At 69.6% G+C, this 17,613-nt stretch carries 16 protein-coding genes and 2 pseudogenes; 11 read left to right on the top strand and 7 right to left on the bottom strand.

The window, feature by feature from the left end; translation table 11 throughout:
- Positions 1–78: 78 nt before the first annotated feature.
- The 3 genes and pseudogenes from ACQPZW_RS19815 to ACQPZW_RS19805 form a co-directional block, all read left to right on the top strand.
- Positions 79–2,262, top strand: a pseudogene (locus ACQPZW_RS19815) (FG-GAP-like repeat-containing protein); the annotation flags it as partial.
- An 86-nt stretch (positions 2,263–2,348) separates the two neighbouring features.
- Positions 2,349–2,573 (top strand): annotated as a pseudogene (locus ACQPZW_RS19810) (hypothetical protein); the annotation flags it as partial.
- A gap of 12 nt (positions 2,574–2,585) precedes the next feature.
- Entirely contained in the window at positions 2,586–3,281 is a 696-nt protein-coding gene (locus ACQPZW_RS19805; protein WP_433797580.1) for an FG-GAP repeat domain-containing protein, read from the top strand.
- Positions 3,282–3,365: 84 nt separating this feature from the next.
- Here ACQPZW_RS19805 and ACQPZW_RS19800 read toward each other — a convergent pair whose 3' ends face one another.
- Positions 3,366–4,733, bottom strand: a complete 1,368-nt coding sequence (locus ACQPZW_RS19800) for a cellulase family glycosylhydrolase (protein ID WP_433797579.1) — start codon at positions 4,731–4,733, stop codon at positions 3,366–3,368.
- A 169-nt stretch (positions 4,734–4,902) separates the two neighbouring features.
- Between ACQPZW_RS19800 and ACQPZW_RS19795 the strand changes: the two genes are divergently transcribed.
- From ACQPZW_RS19795 to ACQPZW_RS19780, 4 genes are all read left to right on the top strand, one after another.
- Positions 4,903–5,460 (top strand): dihydrofolate reductase family protein, encoded by a 558-nt coding sequence (locus ACQPZW_RS19795; protein WP_433797578.1) that lies wholly within the window; start codon positions 4,903–4,905, stop codon positions 5,458–5,460.
- Positions 5,461–5,696: 236 nt separating this feature from the next.
- On the top strand, positions 5,697–6,710 hold the full coding sequence (locus tag ACQPZW_RS19790) for a hypothetical protein (RefSeq protein ID WP_433796387.1): 1,014 nt from the start codon (positions 5,697–5,699) through the stop codon (positions 6,708–6,710).
- Positions 6,711–6,772: 62 nt separating this feature from the next.
- Positions 6,773–6,973: a hypothetical protein gene (locus ACQPZW_RS19785; RefSeq protein WP_433796386.1), complete on the top strand. Its 201-nt coding sequence runs from the start codon at positions 6,773–6,775 to the stop codon at positions 6,971–6,973.
- A 166-nt stretch (positions 6,974–7,139) separates the two neighbouring features.
- Entirely contained in the window at positions 7,140–7,484 is a 345-nt protein-coding gene (locus ACQPZW_RS19780) for a hypothetical protein (protein WP_433796385.1), read from the top strand.
- A 127-nt stretch (positions 7,485–7,611) separates the two neighbouring features.
- Here the strand turns inward: ACQPZW_RS19780 and ACQPZW_RS19775 are convergent, their stop codons facing one another.
- From ACQPZW_RS19775 to ACQPZW_RS19765, 3 genes are all read right to left on the bottom strand, one after another.
- Positions 7,612–8,067 carry a hypothetical protein gene (locus ACQPZW_RS19775; protein WP_433796384.1) on the bottom strand — a complete coding sequence of 152 codons (456 nt, stop codon included), beginning with the start codon at positions 8,065–8,067 and terminating at the stop codon, positions 7,612–7,614.
- A 136-nt stretch (positions 8,068–8,203) separates the two neighbouring features.
- Positions 8,204–9,031, bottom strand: a complete 828-nt coding sequence (locus tag ACQPZW_RS19770) for a hypothetical protein (protein WP_433796383.1) — start codon at positions 9,029–9,031, stop codon at positions 8,204–8,206.
- A gap of 3 nt (positions 9,032–9,034) precedes the next feature.
- Positions 9,035–9,544, bottom strand: coding sequence for a SigE family RNA polymerase sigma factor (locus ACQPZW_RS19765; protein ID WP_433796382.1), 510 nt, complete (start codon positions 9,542–9,544; stop codon positions 9,035–9,037).
- Positions 9,545–9,797: 253 nt separating this feature from the next.
- On the opposite strand from ACQPZW_RS19765, the gene ACQPZW_RS19760 reads away from it, so the two are divergent.
- Positions 9,798–11,438, top strand: a complete 1,641-nt coding sequence (locus ACQPZW_RS19760) for a sensor histidine kinase (protein ID WP_433796381.1) — start codon at positions 9,798–9,800, stop codon at positions 11,436–11,438.
- Here the strand turns inward: ACQPZW_RS19760 and ACQPZW_RS19755 are convergent.
- Positions 11,419–13,047, bottom strand: coding sequence for a methyl-accepting chemotaxis protein (locus tag ACQPZW_RS19755; RefSeq protein WP_433796380.1), 1,629 nt, complete (start codon positions 13,045–13,047; stop codon positions 11,419–11,421). The two genes, ACQPZW_RS19760 and ACQPZW_RS19755, sit on opposite strands and share 20 nt — an antisense overlap.
- Positions 13,048–13,294: 247 nt before the next feature.
- Between ACQPZW_RS19755 and ACQPZW_RS19750 the strand changes: the two genes are divergently transcribed.
- Both ACQPZW_RS19750 and ACQPZW_RS19745 read left to right on the top strand, forming a co-directional pair.
- Positions 13,295–14,557 carry a PP2C family protein-serine/threonine phosphatase gene (locus tag ACQPZW_RS19750; protein ID WP_433796379.1) on the top strand — a complete coding sequence of 421 codons (1,263 nt, stop codon included), beginning with the start codon at positions 13,295–13,297 and terminating at the stop codon, positions 14,555–14,557.
- A gap of 144 nt (positions 14,558–14,701) precedes the next feature.
- The gene (locus tag ACQPZW_RS19745; RefSeq protein WP_433797577.1) at positions 14,702–15,835 is read left to right on the top strand and encodes a carboxylate-amine ligase; all 1,134 of its coding nucleotides are present in this window, start codon (positions 14,702–14,704) and stop codon (positions 15,833–15,835) included.
- A gap of 69 nt (positions 15,836–15,904) precedes the next feature.
- Here ACQPZW_RS19745 and ACQPZW_RS19740 read toward each other — a convergent pair whose 3' ends face one another.
- A complete protein-coding gene (locus ACQPZW_RS19740) occupies positions 15,905–16,042 on the bottom strand; it encodes a hypothetical protein (protein WP_433796378.1) in 138 nt (45 codons plus the stop codon).
- Positions 16,043–16,051: 9 nt separating this feature from the next.
- Positions 16,052–16,921 carry a LysR family transcriptional regulator gene (locus ACQPZW_RS19735; RefSeq protein ID WP_433796377.1) on the bottom strand — a complete coding sequence of 290 codons (870 nt, stop codon included), beginning with the start codon at positions 16,919–16,921 and terminating at the stop codon, positions 16,052–16,054.
- A gap of 71 nt (positions 16,922–16,992) precedes the next feature.
- On the opposite strand from ACQPZW_RS19735, the gene ACQPZW_RS19730 reads away from it, so the two are divergent.
- Entirely contained in the window at positions 16,993–17,589 is a 597-nt protein-coding gene (locus ACQPZW_RS19730) for a short chain dehydrogenase (protein ID WP_433796376.1), read from the top strand.
- Positions 17,590–17,613: the final 24 nt, after the last annotated feature.

Here is a 17,613-nt window from a genome sequence, read left to right as displayed (position 1 = left end):
GGCCTGCCGGCCGCCCGAGGAGGAGATCAGGTGTCCGCACAACTCACGACAACAGCCAGATCGGTAGCCGTCACGGCGATGCTCCTGGTGATCACGCTGGTCGGCGGCACGGCCGTGCCCCCGGCAGCCGCAGAAGCTTCAGCGCCCGCCCTGACCCGGGTCGCGGTCGAGGACGACGAGGTGGTGATCACCCTCGAACTCGGTACGGATTTCGACGCCGAACGTGTGCGCGAGGCGGTGCGGGAGTTCCGCGCCGACGGCGACACGCTCGGCGAGGCGCTGCAGACCCAGGCGCGGTCGCATGCGATCAGCCCCGACCTGCCGCGTCCTTCGCCAGACTTCGACGGAACGCTGGCGGTGACCGAGACCGCCCTGTCCCTCACGGTGACCACACCGGAGGTCCACAACGATGCCAGCTGGACCGCGGAGATCGTGTCCACCGGGATCGGGGTCCTGGTCGGCATCGTGGCGCGGGCCTTGTGCATGGGTGGCATCCTGGCGATCACCGGTCCGTCGGCGCCCTTGGCGCTCGCCGTGGCGAAGCCGGTGTGCGCCGCCCTCGGCGCGTTCCTCGGATACATCACCCGAGGCGGGATCGTCAAAGCGATCGACGGAGACAACTCCCAGCCGACGACCTGGCCCCAGATGATCGTCGACGGCCTCCTGGTGGCCGCGGGTGCGGCCGCCTGGGAGGCCGGGATCAACGTGTGGGCCGAGAGCACGCTCCCGGGGCTGATTCAGAGCGCCGCCCGGAGTGTCGCCGATGCGGGACGGAGGCTGGGCGGCTGGTTCGCCTGGCTGCGAGACCCGGTAGGGCAGTTCGCCACGGTGATGGACAACCTGGCTCCTGCTGTCAGCCGGGTCGCGCGAAGTGCCCGACCGAACGCCCAGCTGGGTGCCCTTCGAGTGCTGCCGCTGGGTGACTCCATCACCCATGGTGTCGGCGGAAGCCCGGGCGGGACCGGCTACCGGGCTCGTCTGTGGGACCAGTTGTCGGGCCTGCCGGGCTCGCTGGACTTCGTCGGCTCGATGGACTCCGGGCAGCTGCCCGACACCGATCACGAGGGGCACCCGAGTTGGCGGATCAACCGGATCACCAGCTTGATCAGTGACTGCACGATGCACCGCTACCGGCCCAACGTGATCACGTTGCACATCGGCACCAATGACATGACCGGCGACGCCGAGCTGGCTGCGTCGGCGCCGGACCGGTTGCGGGCGTTGATCGAGCACCTGGTCAGCCGCGCGCCGGAGACGACCGTGCTGGTGGCCACCCTCGTCCCGTCGCTGACGCCGGCGACCAACAACCGGATCCAGCAGTACAACACCCGCGTCACCCGCCTGGTGAACGACCTCCGTGCCGGTGGCCGGCCGGTACGGCTGGTCAGTATGAGCGCGGTTACGGCGGCCGACATGAACGACTCGCTGCATCCGGGCAACAGCGGCTATCGCAAGATGGCCGATGCCTTCACCCAGGCGGTTTCCGAGGCACGCGCCGCCGGCCTGATCCGGCCCGCGGTGGCCGGTGACCCCGGGCCGTGCGGCCCGGCGCCCGCCAATCCGCCGGCGAGCACCCCTCGGCCGGCGGGGTGGAACTACGCCGGGCAGATCGCCTCGGGTGCCGGCCCGCGCGAGCAGGTGAGGTTCGCCGATCTCGACGGCGACGGCCGCGACGACTACCTGCTCGTCGGCGACCAGGGCCAGGTGCGGTTGTGGTTGAACCGCGGCAGCGGCGAAGGCATCGGGTGGCAATCCCGCGGCGAGGTCGCCTCCGGCTCCGTGCCGCGCGAGCAGGTGAGGTTCGCCGACCTCGACGGCGACGGCCGCGACGACTACCTGCTCGTCGGCGACCAGGGCCAGGTAGAGGCGTGGCTCAACACCGGCAGCGGCGACGCGGTGGGGTGGACGGCCAAGGGTGTGGTCGCCACGGGTGTGGGTGCGACCCGCGGTCAGGTGCGCTTCGCCGACATCGACGTGGACGGCCGCGACGACTATCTGGTGGTCGGTGACCAGGGCCAGGTACGGGCCTGGCTGAACGCGTACGGTGCCGGTGGTGCAGCCTGGAGGTATCAGGGTGAGATCGCATCCGGCGTCGGCTCGGCCCAGGATCGGGTGCGCTTCGCCGACCTCGACGCCGACGGCCGCGACGACTACCTGACGGTCGACGATCAGGCAGGCATCCGGGGCTGGCTCAACAACATCGGCGGCAGCAGCGGGCGGTCGTGGAGCTATCAAGGCGGCGTGGCCGGTGGCGTCGGCGCCACCAGCACCGAGCTCGTCCTGGCCGACGTCAACGGCGACGGCCGCGACGACTACCTGGTGATCGGCTCCGACGGACAGGTCCGGGCATGGCTCAACGACCGCTACGGCCGCCCGGATCCGTGGGACTGGCAGGGCCGGATCGCTACCGCCGGCGCCCCCGTGATCAGGTGCGACTGGCCGACCTCGACGGCGACGGCCGCGACGACTACCTGGTGGTCGGCAGTCAGGGGCAGGTCCAGGCGTGGTTCAACGTCCGCGCCGGCGACGACGTCACCTGGGACTGGCGCGGCGAGGTCGCGTCCGGCTCGGCACCTCGCGACCAGGTGCGCTTCGCCGACCTCAACGGCGACGGCCGCGACGACTACCTCGTCATCGGCGACCAGGGCCAGGTCAAGGCGTGGCTCAACGCGGGCACCGGCACCGGCGTGGCCTGGACCTCGATAGGCGATGTCGCCACCGGCGCGGGCGGCCGTGACCAGTTGCGATTCGCCGACCTCAACGGCGACGGCCGCGACGACTACCTCGTCATCGGCGACCAGGGCCAGGTGAAGGCGTGGCTCAACTCCGGCACCGGCAACCAGGTGACCTGGACATCCCAGGGCGAGATCGCCACGGGGGTGGGCGCAGCCGGCGGCACCGTGTTCTTCGCCGACATCAACGGCGACCGTCGCGACGACTACCTGGTCATGGGCGAGCACGGCCAGATCCGGGCCTGGCTCAACAACCGTGGTGGTGACGGTTCGGCGTGGCTGTCGCGGGGCCAGATCGCCTCCGGGGTCGGGCACCCCGGTCGCCAGGTCGAACTGGCCGAGATCAACGGCGACCGGCGCGCCGACTACCTGGTCCTCGACGACCAGGGCGATGTCCGCGCCTGGTTCAACAACCAGGCCGTCGACGGTCCCGCACCCGGCAATCCCCCGCCGATGCCGGACGACCCGAGCCCGCTGCCCCCGGGCGACAACGGCTCGGGGCCTCGCGTCGTCATACCGCTGTGCGTGGCAAACCGCTGCCCGCACTGATTCGCCGGCGAGGAGGCGTGGGCTCGTGCCACGCCTCCTCTGCCGACCCGGCCGCGCCCCTGATGCCGGGGTGCGCGCCGGCGGTCAGAAGTCGTCTGGGGTACGGATACGGTCGCGGATCCAGGCGCCTGCCGGCTTGAGACGGGCCGTGCCGGAGTACGCGCCGGCCGCGCAGGTGCCCTCGGTGAAGACGGCGCCGGAGCGCATGTCGTCGGAGTAGTTCCAGTTCACCCAGCTGACCTTGTTCTGGGCCATCAGGTCGAGGTATTGCTGGGCTCGGCTGAAGTTGTCGCCGCCGTCGCCGGTGGCCTCCTGGGTGCCGAACTCGGTGACGAACATCGGCAGCTTGCTGATCGCGTCACGGAACGTGGAGAGGTAGTAGTCGTCGTGCGAGGCGGCGTAGAAGTGGAACGTGTACATGATGTTCGTGGCGTTCACCGGGTTCGCCAGGATGCGCGCCACGCCCTGACCGTCGCCGGAAGCGCCCAGCGACGACCAGTCCTCGGTGCCGACCAGCACGACACCGTCGGAGTCCTGAGCGCGGATCACCGGGATGATCTGGTCGGCATACGACTTGATGGCCGACCAGTGCACGTCACTCGGCTCGTTCGCGATCTCGTACAGGATGTTGGTCTTGTCCTTGTTCTTCGCGGCGACCTGCTGGAAGAACGTCTTGGCGCGGGCCAGGTTGACATTGGGGTCGCCGGGGCTGAGCATGTGCCAGTCGACGATGGCGTACATTCCGCGGTCGTAAGCCTTCTGGATGTAGTCGTTGACCTTGGCGGTGAAGCCGGCCGGGTCGGTCTCGTAGCCACCCTCCTGGATGTACATCGAGATCCGCAGGACGTCGGCGCCCCACTCCCTGGCGAGCACGTTGAGGGAGCTGTCGTTGACGCAGTTCGCATACCACTGCAGGCCGTGGGTGCTCATGCCGCGCAGCTGGATGGGCTTGCCGATCTGGTTGCACAGCTGCCGGCCACAGACGCGCAGCTGACCGTTGCGGGCCAGCGGAGTCGCGCCGGGCACCGGTGTGGTGACCGACGAGGACGGGGTCGGGGACGAGGGTGACGGCGACGGGCCGCTTGTTCCGGTGCAGGACACGCCGTTCAGCTTGCATCCCGTGGGCGCGCCGGACCCCGTACCGAGGAAGCCGAATCTGACTGTCGCGCCGGGTGCGATGGTGCCGTTCCAGGAGCGGTTGGTGAAGGTGGAGTGCTGCCCGGAGGTGGTGAGCAGCGCGTCCCAGTAGGAGCCGACTCCGGTGCCGGCCGGCAGGTCGAACTCGACCTTCCAGGAGGTGATCGCGGACGAGGCGCCGTTGGTGATCGTGTACTCGCCCTGCCAGCCCGAACCCCAGTCGGACGTCTTGGCGAAGGTGGCGGTGGTGGCGGCCGCGGAGGCCGGGTTCACCGCGGAGAGGGCCAGGCCGGCGGCGACGATCGCCACGGCCATGGACAGCAGAAGGGAACGGGTACGCAAGGGGGAACCTCCGCAGGGATCGACGGAGGCCTAATTATTAAGTAGCTTTACAGTCTTGTCCAGACTGCGGGTGTCGTCCCGCCGGGTGCGGGTCTGCGCCGACTCGGGCCGCGACGCCGTCGGGGCGTTAGAGTCGCTGGCCATGGGCCTTCTCACCTTCAGCCTCAACATCACCCTGGACGGCTGCGTCGACCACCGGGAGGGAATCGCCGACGACGAGACGCACGCCTTGTTCACGCGCCTCATGGACGAGAGCGGAGCGATGCTGTGGGGTCGCGTCACCTACGAGATGATGGAGGACTTCTGGCCGGCCGTCGCCCGCGGCGACGAGGAGGCGCCGCCGGCGCTCCGCGAATGGGCGGTCAAGCTGGAGGCCAAACCCAAGTACGTGGTGTCGTCGACGCGCACCGAATTCCCGTGGAACGACAGCCACCACATCGCCGGCGATCTGCGCGAGGGCGTGCAGAAGCTCAAGGACGCCACCCCGGCCGGCGTCCTCCTCGGCAGCGGCACGCTCGCGACCGAGCTCGACCGGTTGGACCTGATCGACGAGTACAGGCTGCTCGTGCATCCCCGGATCGCCGGCCACGGCCCGACGCTGCACCAGGGCGGGCTGCCCGGCACGCGCCGGCTCGACCTGATCTCGGCGGAGCCGCTGCGCAACGGGGCGGTGGCCATGCACTACCGCCGCGCGCGCTGACTCGCCGGAGTCCATCGCCGCCGGATCGTCGGCTGCGCCGCGCAGCACCGACCTCCCCCTCCCGACCATGACGAGGCGCACCTCGACCTTTCCGTATGGCGAAAAGTATTCCGGCGCGCGGCAATCGATCTATGTCTATCGATATGGTCGGTCGGCTGAGTCCTGGGTGAGGCGTGACCTCACCCCACACGGGGGAGGACCGCTCTCCTTCGTGTGCTCTGTCCGAAGGAGAACGTGTGCGAACCAGAACGTTCCTCGCCGGGATCACCGCGGCCCTGACCGCCGTCACCGTCCTCACCGCCCCGGCGCCCGCCCTGGCCGGAACCGACCCGGCCACCCCGGCGTCCTCGGTGGCGCGGGCCGCCGGAACCAGCGGCACCGACGCCGCGACCATCCAGAAGACCGTCGGCGCCTACTGGACCGCCGAGCGGATGGCCCGGGCCATCCCGGCCGACGCACCCGACGTGCCCGTCAAATCCGAGAAGCCGGCACCCGCCCCGACCGGCCCCGTGAGCAGCGTCGCTCCGGCCGAACCCGGCAAGAAGCCGACGGTCACCGCCGGCCGCAACGCCCGACCGGACGCCAGTGCCGCGGCCATCAACGCGTCCCCGACGGTCGGCAAGGTCTTCTTCCACAACCCCGGCGACGGTAGCGACTACGTCTGCTCGGGATCGGCCGTCAACAGCACGTCCAAGAACGTCGTCTCCACCGCCGGTCACTGCGTCTACGACCCGGACAACGACAACTGGATGGACAACTGGGTGTTCGTGCCCTACTACGACCACGGCGCCCGGCCGTACGGCACCTGGTACGCGGCCCAGCTCACCACCTTCAACGGCTGGTTCGACGACGGCGACTACGACTGGGACGTCGCGTTCGTCAACGTGTGGCGCACCTCCAACACCCGCCTCGTCGACCGGGTCGGCGGCAACGGCCTCGCCTTCAACTACCCCGACGACGTCTACGTCACCGTCATCGGATATCCGGCCGAGGACCCGTTCGACGGCGAATGGCAGTACTACTGCCAGGGCAACATCTACCCCCGCTGGTTCAGTGACCAGGTCGGCTTCGACTGCCTGCTGACCGGCGGCGCCAGCGGAGGCCCGTTCCTCTACGAATACAACAACACGAGCCTTCTCGGGTACGTCAACGGTGTGGTCAGCAACGGGCCTCCGGAGACCAGCTACAGCCCGTACTTCGACACCGACGTCCAGAACCTCTACAACCTGGTCGCCAACTACACCACCTGACCCACCCCACGGCGGGGCACACTGGACTGTGCCCCGCCCGCCCTACTCCGGAGGATTCGTCGATGAGTCGCCTCAGGTGGCTGGCCGCCGCCGCGGCCGTTGCCGCCGTCACGGTCGCCGTCGTCCTCGCCGCACGCCCCGCGACCGACCCGGATCCCGGCACCCCCTCCCCCGCCGACCCGGCCCAACACCGGGTGAGCCCCGGCGCCCCGATCTCCGACGAGCGCCTCCGCAGCGCCAAGCCCATGCCGAAGGGCGGCTGACCGGACCACCGTGCCGCGCACCGGCGAATCTCCGCCGACCCTGGTGCGCCCCCGCCCCACCCGCGATCACGCCCGCCGGATCCTATGAAGTCGGGCGGGTGTGCCGTACCGTCATGGTTCTTTCGCCTGAAGGAGCGGTAACCGTGGGGATTTCACCGGTTTCCCGATGATCCACCCCTTCCTGGTGGAGCGGCCGGACCTCGTTCTCATGGTCGCCGGCGGCTTCGCGGCGGCGGGAGTCCTGGCGCTCGCCGGCCGGCGACGGCGACCGCCGATCGTGTCCAGATCCTGGCCCTGCTTCGTGGTGGCCGCCCTGTGGGCGCTGTATGCGCTGTGGGAGGCCGACCTGAAGGGCAAGGGCTACAACATCAGGGTCGACCTCATCCTGATCCACCCCTTCCTCACCCTGGTGTCCCTGGCGGCCGTGGTCAGCGTGCTGTGGCGACCTCGCCGGCCGGAGCCGTCGGACTCCGCGCCGACGGCGGACGACGCGAGCGAGGCCGTGGCCTGAGCCGCACCCCCGGGTCCGGGCAAGAGGGCTGGTCCATGACGGCGTACCCGAAGCCACTCCGGATGCCGCCTTCCCTCAACCTGCCCATGTTCCGTGAGAGAACAGACGTCAAGCCGGACCGCTGCCGCTAACCCGGTTTACGCTCGGCCAGCGCGCGACGGACGCCGCGAGCCATCCTCCGGGAGGCGTTGGGCTGGTCGATGAGGTCGAGCACCTCGACCTCGCTGAGCTCCGTACGTCGGGCCAACGCCAATGCCGCAGCGAAGGGGCGTTCGTTCGGCTGGTTGAGCAGCGCACGGGTCTCACGCAACACTCCCGACAGCGTGGACCGATCTGCGTTGTGGTGTCGTGCTATCGCGATCAAGATGCTGTTCCGGGTCCACCGATCGAGCCCGTCGAGGGAGACAGCGGCCAGCGTGGTCGCGTCGGCGAGTGGAGACCGAGCTACAGCGCTACGGACGAACGGAAACGGGTTCCGCCCCAGCTGACGCAAGCCTTCTTGATCAATGCGCGGATCGCTGACGAGGTTGCGGTAGTCGACAGGCGTGCGCTCGCGGGGCAGCAGATCATAGATGTCGACCACCTGAGCATCCTGTCACGCACCCGCCCGCTGCAGTGCTGCACTGAACGGCGGCAGGACCTCGCGGACCGCAGTCCGCTCACGGCATCATCGATCTCAGCTCGGCCCTATCTCAGTTCGGCCTTATCTCAGCTCGGCCCTAGGGAAAAAGGTACAGCTCTGGCGAGAGTGCCAGCTGGACAGCCTGCTCCGCGGAGAGCACCGGGTCGGGGCGGGTCGCGGCCGGGGGAAGACCGTTCACCGATTGCCGGTCCGTGTTCGACGCCTGCAGGTTGATCTCGTTGTGTCCCCGGTAGACCCGGACGATGACATCGCGCTGCGACAACGGAGGGCCGCTGTCGGCCTCGGTGCTCAGCAGCACGGTCTCCCCGTCCGGCCCACGTTGGACGGAGCATCGGCCCACGGTGCTGCGACGGCATTCGCCCTCGGCCCGCGCTGCCGCCGACTGCTCCACCACGCCGATACTGATCGTGAGGTCGCCGGTTCCTTCGGCGTCACGGATCAGCGCCAGTGCGTCGACCCGATTGCCCCACGGCGGTTCGCCACCGTGACTGAACCCCACCAGGGGACCAGCCGGTGCACCCGGCACCTGCGCGAAACGTGCGGTCGGCAGCAACCGGGGCACCTGCCGGTTGAGGTGGCAGGTCAGGCTCGTTGCCGCCCACTCCACCTGCTGCGGTGACAGCGGACGGTCGGCCGCGATCACCCCCGGCGGACGCGACCCCGGCGGGACGGGGCACGAGGCTGCCGCCGCGTAGTCCGTTCCGGTGGAACCGCCGGCCGACACCATGAGGATGCCTGCCCCGGCCACGGCGACCGCCAGGCCCGCCCCCGCGAGACCGGCGAGCCGCCGGGTCCGGCGCGACCGCCGTCCCGCTGCCAGGACTTCAGAGGCGGTCAAACCCATGACCGGCTCACCGTCGTGTACGAACGCCTGCAGAGCGTCCCGCATCCTCGTCTCGTTCATCGTCTACTCCTTGGTGAGCGCGGCGCCGTCGAATGTCCCGCGCATGGATCGGAGGCCTCGCGCGGTCTGGCTCTTCACCGTGCCCTCGCTGATGTCCAGCAGGGCGGCCACTTCGGCCACCGGCAGGTCTTCCAGGTATCGCAACACCACCGCTGCCCGTTGCCGCGGCGCGAGGTCGGCCAGCAGACGGCGCACCGCCAGCCCGTCGGTGGGGTCGGAGGCACCTGCCGCCCGCTCCGGCGGATCGGCCATCAGCGACTCTCGCCGCCGGGCACGCCGATGCGTCAGGAACGCGTTGACCAGCACCTGCCTGGCATAGGCATCGATCGACTCCTCGCGGATGCCCGACCAGCGCCGGTACAGCCGGACGAACGTGAGCTGCACCAGGTCCTCGGCGGTGTGCCAGTCACCGCACAACGCGTAGGCGAGTCGGCGCAGCGGCTGCGCACGCGCGCCGAAGTACTCGACGAACTGGTCCTCCCAGCCGGCTTGGACCACCAAGCCTCCTCTCATCGACCACACCATCTACTCCGCAGACGGCTGGAAGGTTGCATGCGACCGGCGGCGGGTTCAGTGCATTGCGGCCTGTACTGCCCCGGCGAGCCCGCCTGTTCCGGAATTCCGACCCGTCCGGCAGCAGCCACGCTAGGCTTCAAAATGGGTATTTCATGCGGTTTTGGGGGCGGTAGTCGTGAGCCCAGGAAATGCAGCAGTGCCGCCGGAAGAAGACCCCGTAGGCCGAGGCCTGTGGCTGTACGCGACGGCGGTGATCGCGGCTTCCCTGGCCGTCGTGCCGATCGCCGATCTCCGCTTGGCCGCTCACCCGGACCTGATCGTCGCCTTCCTCGTCCTCATGCCGACGGCTGAGCTGCTGACCGGGCACCTGCTGGTGCAGCAGTTTCTGGCCACCGGGCGGCTGTCGGCGCTCGGCCTGTCGATGGCCTATCTCTTCTCCAGCATGGTGATGGTGCCGTACGCCATCGTCTTCACCCTCATGCAGCGCTCGAGAGCCGACTCGACCTTCTCCGAGGTCTGCGCACCGTGGATGGCCCTGGCAGTCATCGGCGGGTTCCCGGTGCTGGCGGCGACGCATCGGTGGGTTCTGGCGGCGCTACCGGCCCGGTTGAGCCGACTGGCTCAGACCCGCCGGAGGGCCGCCGTGGCGACCGCGGTCGCCGCGGTGCTCACGCTGGCAGTGACGGTGACCGCCACCATCGTCGGAGCCGCGGACAGGCTACCCCCGTTCTATCAGAGCGGTTCGCCGACAGCGTTCGGCCGGATGATGGTGTCCGTGCTGTTGCTGACCACGACGGTCAGCCTCCTGGCCGTGGTCAGGAGCCTGCGCCACCGGCCACCGGTAGAACGGTGGGTGGTGGTGGCGATCAGCGCGTCCCTGGCCACCGCGATCCTGTTCGTGGCGGCTCCGCACCGCTACACGCTCGGCTTCTATACCGCACGCGTCACCCTCCTGGTCTCCTCCGGAGTGGTTCTGACGGCGCTGCTCGCCGAGACCGCGAGTCTGTACCGCCGGCTCTCGGCAGCCCATCAGAACCTCGATCAGGCGCACCGCGACCTGAGTCAGCGAGCCGAGCACCTCGCCGCCGCCAATGTCGAGTTGGAGGCCGCGGGCGCCTGGAAAAGCGACGTCCTCGCCGCCCTCTCCCACGAGATCAACCAGCCCCTGGCCGTGATCTCGGCCTGCTCCGAGGAGTTGAAACACGACTGGGACACCGCCACCGACGACGAACGGCGCGCCTCCGTCGAGGCACTGGGCAGACGGGTCAACGAATTGCTCGACATGGCCGCGCATCTGCTTTCCCTCTGTCGCGCCGAGCGAGGTCAAATCCATACGCAACCCGTCGTCCTGCCCGTCGAGCAGGCACTGTCGCGGGTCACCGAGAACCTGACCAGCCAGGCCCGCGGGCGGGTCGTCACCAGTTACGGCCCACCGGGCGCAGCGGTGTGGGCGGACCCGGTACACACCCATCAGGTACTGACCAATTTCGTCACCAACGCGGTCAAGTACAGCCCCGGGAGCATCCACATCTCCGCGGCCCTCGACGACACCGGAGGCAAGGTCCTGTTCGCTGTCAGCGACGAGGGCAACGGCGTACCACCGGCCTTCGTCGCGCACCTCTTCGATCGCTTCACCCAGGACGAGCAGGCCGGCGCGTTGAGGAAGGGCGCCGGTTTCGGCCTGTACCTGTCCAAGCTCCTCGCCGATGTGAATCAGGGCCGTCTCTGGTACGAGGATGTCGTCCCGCATGGCAGCCGCTTCGTACTCTGCCTGCCCCGCGCGCAACGCGGTCCGGAAACGGCGGCCTCGCCGAACAGCGGTGACGAGTCCGCGGATCGTACGGCCGGGGGCCCTTTCGGGCGCGGCAGCGTCAGTAGCGGAAGTGCGTGACCAGCGCGCTGAGCTCGGTGGACATGCGGGCGAGGTCGTTGGTGGCCTCCTGCGCCTGGGTGACGCCCTGGCTGGTGAGCCGGGCGGCTTCGGCGACTCCGGTGATGTTGTGGGCGATCTCGCCGGTTCCGCTGGCCGCTTCGGCGACGCTGCGGTTCATCTCGCCGGTGGTCGCGGTCTGCTCCTCGACCGCCGACGCGATGGTCGTCTGGAAGTCGCTGATCTTGCCGATCACGTGGCTGATCTCCTCGATCGCGGCGACCGCGCCGCTGGTGTCGGCCTGGATGATCTCGACTCGCCGGGAGATGTCCTCGGTCGCCCGGGCGGTCTCCTGCGCCAGATCCTTGACCTCGGAAGCCACCACGGCGAAGCCCTTGCCGAGCTCACCGGCGCGCGCAGCCTCGATGGTGGCGTTGAGCGCGAGTAGGTTCGTCTGCTCGGCGATCGCCGTGATCGTCTTGACGACGTTCCCGATCTCCATCGACGACTGGCCCAGCTTGGCCATGGTCTGCGAGGTCGCGGCGGTCACGGTGACGGCCTGCCCGGCGACCTGGGCGGCTTCGCTGGCGTTCATGGAGATCTCCCGGATCGCGGCGCCCATCTCCTCGCTGCCTGCCGAGACGCTGTCGACGCTGCGGGAGATCTCCTCGGTCGCGTGCGCCACGGCCTGCGCCTGCACGGAGGTCTCCTCAGCCGAAGCGGCGATCTGGTGAGTGGTGCCCGACAGTTGCTCCGACGCTGCCGCGAGCGACGCCGCCGAGTCGTTGATGGTGGTGACCGTCTGCCGGAGCTGCACCATGGCCTCGTCCAGGGCTTGGCCCATCTGGCCCGGCTCGTCACGTGTCCGCAGACCCGTCGTCCGGGTCAGGTCGCCCGTGGCGAGCGCCGCGCACACGTCTTTCACCCGGCCCAGCGACCGAACGATCATCGTGGCGACCCGATATCCCAGCGCGAGGGCGAGCAGGCTGCCCACCGCCATCGCGATGACCGACATGAGTTGGCCGCTGTCGTGAACGGAGATCGCTGAAGCGGCGTTCTTCGCGGCGTCCGCCGTCTCCGTCGCCGTCAGGGTGTCGGTCGCTTCCCTCATCGCTGCCAGCAGCGGTGCGCCCTCGGTGTCGCGGACCTTCTGCCACTCGGCGATGTTCTTGGCCTTGCCGGATACGAGCAGCTTGGTCCGAGCGAGCTCTATGTAGGCGTCCCAGTTCTTCTGCAACGTGTCGATCACCGTGGGATCGCCGGCCGGCATGCTGTTGCGGTACGCCGTGATCGCGTCGTCGAACGAATCCGCCGCCGCGTTGAAGGCTTCGGTGAACTTGGCGGTGGAGGCCGCGTCCTGCGCGAGCGCCTGGTTGACGGCGTCGAGGCGCGCCTGCCGGATCACCGCGTCCACCCGGGAGATCGCCTTGATGCTGGCCACATTACTGGTGTAGATCAACTGCGCCGACGCGCTGGTGCTACTCAACGCTTTCAGCCCGACCACACCCACGACCATGGCGGCTAGCACCCCGACGCTCACAGCCGCGAGTACCTTGATCTTCACGCTGAGGTCGGCGAAGCCACGGCGTTGCGCGATGCGCGGCGCGGCCGCATCAGTGAGGGTGATCATCGGGATTCCTCCATGCGGCCCGCGCCGCGGTGATGCGAACTCGAAGGCTCGACGTCAAGAATGCTCACCGCTCAGTTTGGCCGAGGCGGGCGCCGATTTAGCACCGTCAAGGTCAGACGACCTCTCAAGGCCATTCTCGAAACGTAGGGCCGAACGGTTGTCGCCCAGCCGAAGCCCGACCGTGGGCCCGGCTGATCGGATGCCGTCGTCCGTGCCGGCACACGGTCCCCCGTTTATGCTGCCCCGAGTGAGCGACATCGAGAGAAGCGGCATGAATCTGACCGAGGTATTGCTCGCGGCGGAGAAAGCCGCCCCGGTCGACGCCGTGGAGGCGGTGACTCGCAGCGCGGCGGCGAACCTGCACGCGTCGTGGGTGTCGTTCCTGGTGGCCGACATGAGCGGCCGCGCCCTGGTGCGCCTGGTCCACGTCCCGATCGGCGAGGTGCCTGACAGCCGCCGGCAGGACGAGGACGTGGCGGTGGTGCTGCCGTTCGACGGTGGCCCGCAGGAACAGGCTTTGCGCACACAGCAGGTCCTGGTCGAGGACATCGGCGGCCGGCACGTGGTGCGGGCGCCGGTCACCCAGCGCGGTGAGGCGATAGGGCTGTTGGAAATGGTCCTGCCGGTGGCGCCGACCGATGCGGTCCTGCAGCGGGTGTCGCACGCGGCGCACACGCTGGCGTTCGTGGTGATCGCCAACCGACGACACACCGACCTGTTCGAGTGGGGTCAGCGGACCATGCCGTTCACCCTTGCCGGGGAGATCCAGCGGCGGCTGCTGCCCGCGTCGTTCACCTGTGAGGCCGACTCGTTCACCCTCGCGGGATGGCTCGAGCCGGCGGCCAGCATCGGCGGCGACACCTTCGACTACAGCCTGGCCCGGGACCTGCTGCATTTCAGCGTCACCGACGCGGTGGGCCACGGAGTGAACAGCGCTCTCACCGCGACGTTGTGCGTCGGCGGGCTGCGCAACGCCCGGCGCCGCGGCGCCACCCTGCTCGAACAGGCTCACGCCGCGCACGAGGCAGTCGCTGCCAACGCCGCGGCCGGGTCCTCTTTCGTCACCGGGTTTCTCGGCCGGCTCGACCTGTCCACCGGGATCCTCGCCGCCGTCAACGCTGGGCACCCCGCACCGCTGCTGGTCCGCGACGGAGCCGTACAACCCGTGAACCTGCCCATCAACCAGCCTCTCGGGGTGCGGCCGGCCCAGCCCTACCGCGCTGGTGAGATCGCGTTGCGGGCCGGCGACCGGCTGGTGGTGCTCACCGACGGCATGCTTGAACGCGGCGCCGCCGGCATGGACCTGCCCACGCGGCTGTCACACCTGAACGCGCTGCACCCCCGGGAGGTGGTCCGAGTCCTCGGCGACCTCGTCCTCGAAGTCGCCGGACCCGTCCTGCCCGACGACGCCTGCCTGCTGGTCATCGACTGGCACGCCGGTCACGGCGACACCCGAAGCACCGCCGCCGGCGCCGACCCACGTAGAGCCAGCAAAGCCGGCTACGGGTGATGCCTTCTGCCGGCACAGCTGGACAAGACAGAGGCCGCACACCGGCACGCACACCGATCGTCCTCGTTTGCCGGGATCCGACGGGGGTAGCCGTGGCCCGCGCCGAAACCGGCGCGGTGCGAAAGGACGATCTCGATGACCTCCATGATCACCAATGCTTCGGCGTCGGCGCGTTATCAGGACATGGCGGTGCTGACTGTCGGGGTGGAGGAGGAGTTCCTGCTGCTCGACCCGGCGGCCGGCGACAACGTTCCGCTCGCCGAAAGGGTGCGCGCAGGATTGCCGCAGCGGATCCGCGATCGGAGCCGGCAGGAGATGCGCCGCAGCATGATGGAGTTGGTCACCGGGGTGTGCACCGATCTTCGTGACCTTCGCGACCAGCTGGTCGATTCACGTCAGGTCGCAGCCGATGTGGCGGATCAGGTCGGGGCGCGCCTCGTCGCCATCGGCGCCACCCCGGTCGGCGAGCCCGACCGGGAGGTGCCGGCCGAACCGCGTTACCGTGACATCGTCGACCGGTTCGGACCGGTGGCCCTCGATCCGGCGGTCTGCGGCATGCATGTGCACGTCGGTATCCCGGAGCGGGATCTCGCGGTGGGCGTCTGCAATCATCTGCGCGTGTGGTTGCCGGTCATCCAGGCGCTCACCAGCAACTCGCCGTTCTTTGAGGGAACCGACACCGGCTACGCCAGTTGGCGGTCAGTGCAACTTCGGCGCTGGCCCGGAGTGGAGCCGACGCCGCATTTCGACACGGCTGCCGAGTACGACGCCACCGTCACGGAGCTCGTCACTGCCGGCGTTCTCCTCGACGAGGCATCGGTCTACTGGTACGCCCGTCTCTCCCCCACCTACCCGACTGTGGAGATCCGCGTCGGTGACGTGTGCACCGACGTCGACGACGCCGTCCTCGTCGCCGCGCTGGTGCGGGCCGCCGTCGCCACCGCCGCCGCTGATGTCACGGACGGGCGTCCCACGCCGGCCCTGCGGGACTGTGTCGTCGACGCCGCGCACTGGCGTGCCGCCCGGGACGGACTCAGCGGCCAGCTCATCGATCTGCGGCTCGGTCAGGCCCGGCCGGCGTGGGACCTGGTTGACGAGTTCTTCGCCACGGTCAGCCCGGCGCTTCTGGCCAGCGGCGATCTGAGCCTGGTGATGGACGGGCTGGCCCGGCTTCGGTACGCCGGGGACGGAGCGTCCCGCCAGCGCCGGCTGCATAGTGCGACCGGCGACATCCGCGTGGTGCTGGAATCCCTGGCGGGCTGGACCAGCGCCGGCTGAACGGCTGCTGATCGGCTCGCCGACCGCCCGCCAAGAGGTCCTCCACGTCGGATTGCTGTCCCGCGGCGGCTACCCCGTCATCCGGCGGATACACGAATGCATGTGCACGACCTCGTCGGTCAGGGAGCCGTCCGGGCGTACCAGAACGAATCCCTCCCGGTCGCCCTGGGCGACATCGGCCTGATGCCGACTCTCGATCTCGGCCACGAGGCCATCCTAAGAACCCGGCGGCGGTACGGCGGCGACCGCGCGGCGGGCATGGTCGATGAAGGCGCCGGTCGCGGGATGGGTCGGCACACGGGGCCAGAGCAGCCACACCGTCACGGTGCCGCCGTCGGTGATGGGCAGATAGCGGATGCCGGGGTACGGATGGCTGCGCTCGGTGCCCTGGGCGGTGACACCGACGGCCTCGCCGGTGGCGATGGTGGTCAGCCACTCGTCGACGTTCGCCACGTCGAAGGTGTGCGGGCGCTGGTCGCGGGGCCACAGCTGCCCGGTGGTGGCCGAGGTGGAGCAGAGCACCACCCGCTGGTCGCTGAGGTCCGCCAGCCGCACCGACGGCCGGCCGGCGAGGGGATGACCATCCGGGACGGCAGCCAGTCGGGGCTCACGGTAGAGCTCCGCCGACAGCAGATCGCCGGGCGGGGACGGCATCAGGCGTACGATCGCCGCGTTCAGTTCTCCGCGGCGCAGCGCGGTCTCCGGATCGTCGCGGCGGTGCACCCGGACCGGGGCCGCCGGGTGCTCGTCGCGCCAGGTCCGCAGCAGGCTGACCGTGTGGTCGCCGAGGGCCGCCCAGGCGAACCCGACGTGCAGTGGCTGTGGCCCGGCGGCGGCTTCGGCGAGCGCGTCGTCGAGCTGGTTGAGGATCAGGTGGGCGCGTTCGTGCAGTCGCCGGCCGGCGTCGGTGAGGGCGAGCCTGCGGGTCGTGCGTTCCACGAGTGTCGTGCCGATGCGCCGTTCCAGCTGGTCGAGGGTGCGGGAGAGGGCGGGCTGGCTGATCCGGAGCACAGCCGCGGCGGCGCTGATGGTGCCCTCGTCGCCGATGGCCGCCAGCGCCCGCAGGTGCCGCAACTCCACATTCATAACCGTCGAGCATAACTGCCTGTGTGAACGGCATTTCCGTGGCCGCCGGCCGGCGACCTAGCGTCGTGGGCATGAGGATTCTGCTCGCCGGGGCCACCGGCACTCTCGGCTCGTTCCTGCACAAGGCCCTGTCGGCCCGCGGCCATGACGTTCTGCCCGTCGCCCGCAGCGGTGGGGAGCTGCGGTACGACATCACCGACCCGGCCGCGGTCGCCGCCCTGTACCGGGCCGCCGGCCCGCTGGACGCCGTGGTCAGCGCCGCCGGTCACGTGCCGTTCAAACCGGTCACCGCGATGAGCCCGGAGGACTATCTGTCGGCGTTCCACGGCAAGGTGCTCAGCCAGATCGAGCTGGTCCGCCAGGGTCTCCCCCACGTCGCCGAACGTGGGTCGTTCACGCTGATCACCGGGATCCTGGCGCGTGAGCCGATCGTCACCGGCACCGCCGCCTCGATGGCCAACGCCGCGGTGGAGGCGTTCGTGCGGGCCGCCGCGATCGAGATCGCCCCGCAGCGGATCAACGCGGTCAGCCCCACCGTGTTCACCGAGAGCCTGGCGAGCTACGGCAATCTGTTCCCGGGCATGGGCTCGGTCGATGTCGCCGACGTGGCCGAGGCGTATGTCCGGTCGGTCGAAGGGGCACAGACCGGGCAGGTCTACACCCTCTGAGTCCGGCGTTCGTCACCATCCCGG

This window comes from Actinoplanes sp. CA-252034, assembly GCF_050956125.1.
Lineage (GTDB): Bacteria > Actinomycetota > Actinomycetes > Mycobacteriales > Micromonosporaceae > Actinoplanes.
Note: the sequence above shows the minus strand (reverse complement) of the source record. Positions and strands in the feature narration are given on the sequence as shown.

Excerpts from the sequence above, each read along its gene's own strand:
- ACQPZW_RS19800 (WP_433797579.1), bottom strand. The coding sequence starts at position 4,733 with ATGGCCGTGGCGATCGTCGCCGCCGGCCTGGCCCTCTCCGCGGTGAAC.
- ACQPZW_RS19795 (WP_433797578.1), top strand. The coding sequence starts at position 4,903 with ATGGGCCTTCTCACCTTCAGCCTCAACATCACCCTGGACGGCTGCGTC.
- ACQPZW_RS19785 (WP_433796386.1), top strand. The coding sequence starts at position 6,773 with ATGAGTCGCCTCAGGTGGCTGGCCGCCGCCGCGGCCGTTGCCGCCGTC.
- ACQPZW_RS19780 (WP_433796385.1), top strand. The coding sequence starts at position 7,140 with ATGATCCACCCCTTCCTGGTGGAGCGGCCGGACCTCGTTCTCATGGTC.
- ACQPZW_RS19770 (WP_433796383.1), bottom strand. The coding sequence starts at position 9,031 with ATGAACGAGACGAGGATGCGGGACGCTCTGCAGGCGTTCGTACACGAC.
- ACQPZW_RS19765 (WP_433796382.1), bottom strand. The coding sequence starts at position 9,544 with ATGAGAGGAGGCTTGGTGGTCCAAGCCGGCTGGGAGGACCAGTTCGTC.
- ACQPZW_RS19755 (WP_433796380.1), bottom strand. The coding sequence starts at position 13,047 with ATGATCACCCTCACTGATGCGGCCGCGCCGCGCATCGCGCAACGCCGT.
- ACQPZW_RS19745 (WP_433797577.1), top strand. The coding sequence starts at position 14,702 with ATGATCACCAATGCTTCGGCGTCGGCGCGTTATCAGGACATGGCGGTG.
- ACQPZW_RS19735 (WP_433796377.1), bottom strand. The coding sequence starts at position 16,921 with ATGAATGTGGAGTTGCGGCACCTGCGGGCGCTGGCGGCCATCGGCGAC.
- ACQPZW_RS19730 (WP_433796376.1), top strand. The coding sequence starts at position 16,993 with ATGAGGATTCTGCTCGCCGGGGCCACCGGCACTCTCGGCTCGTTCCTG.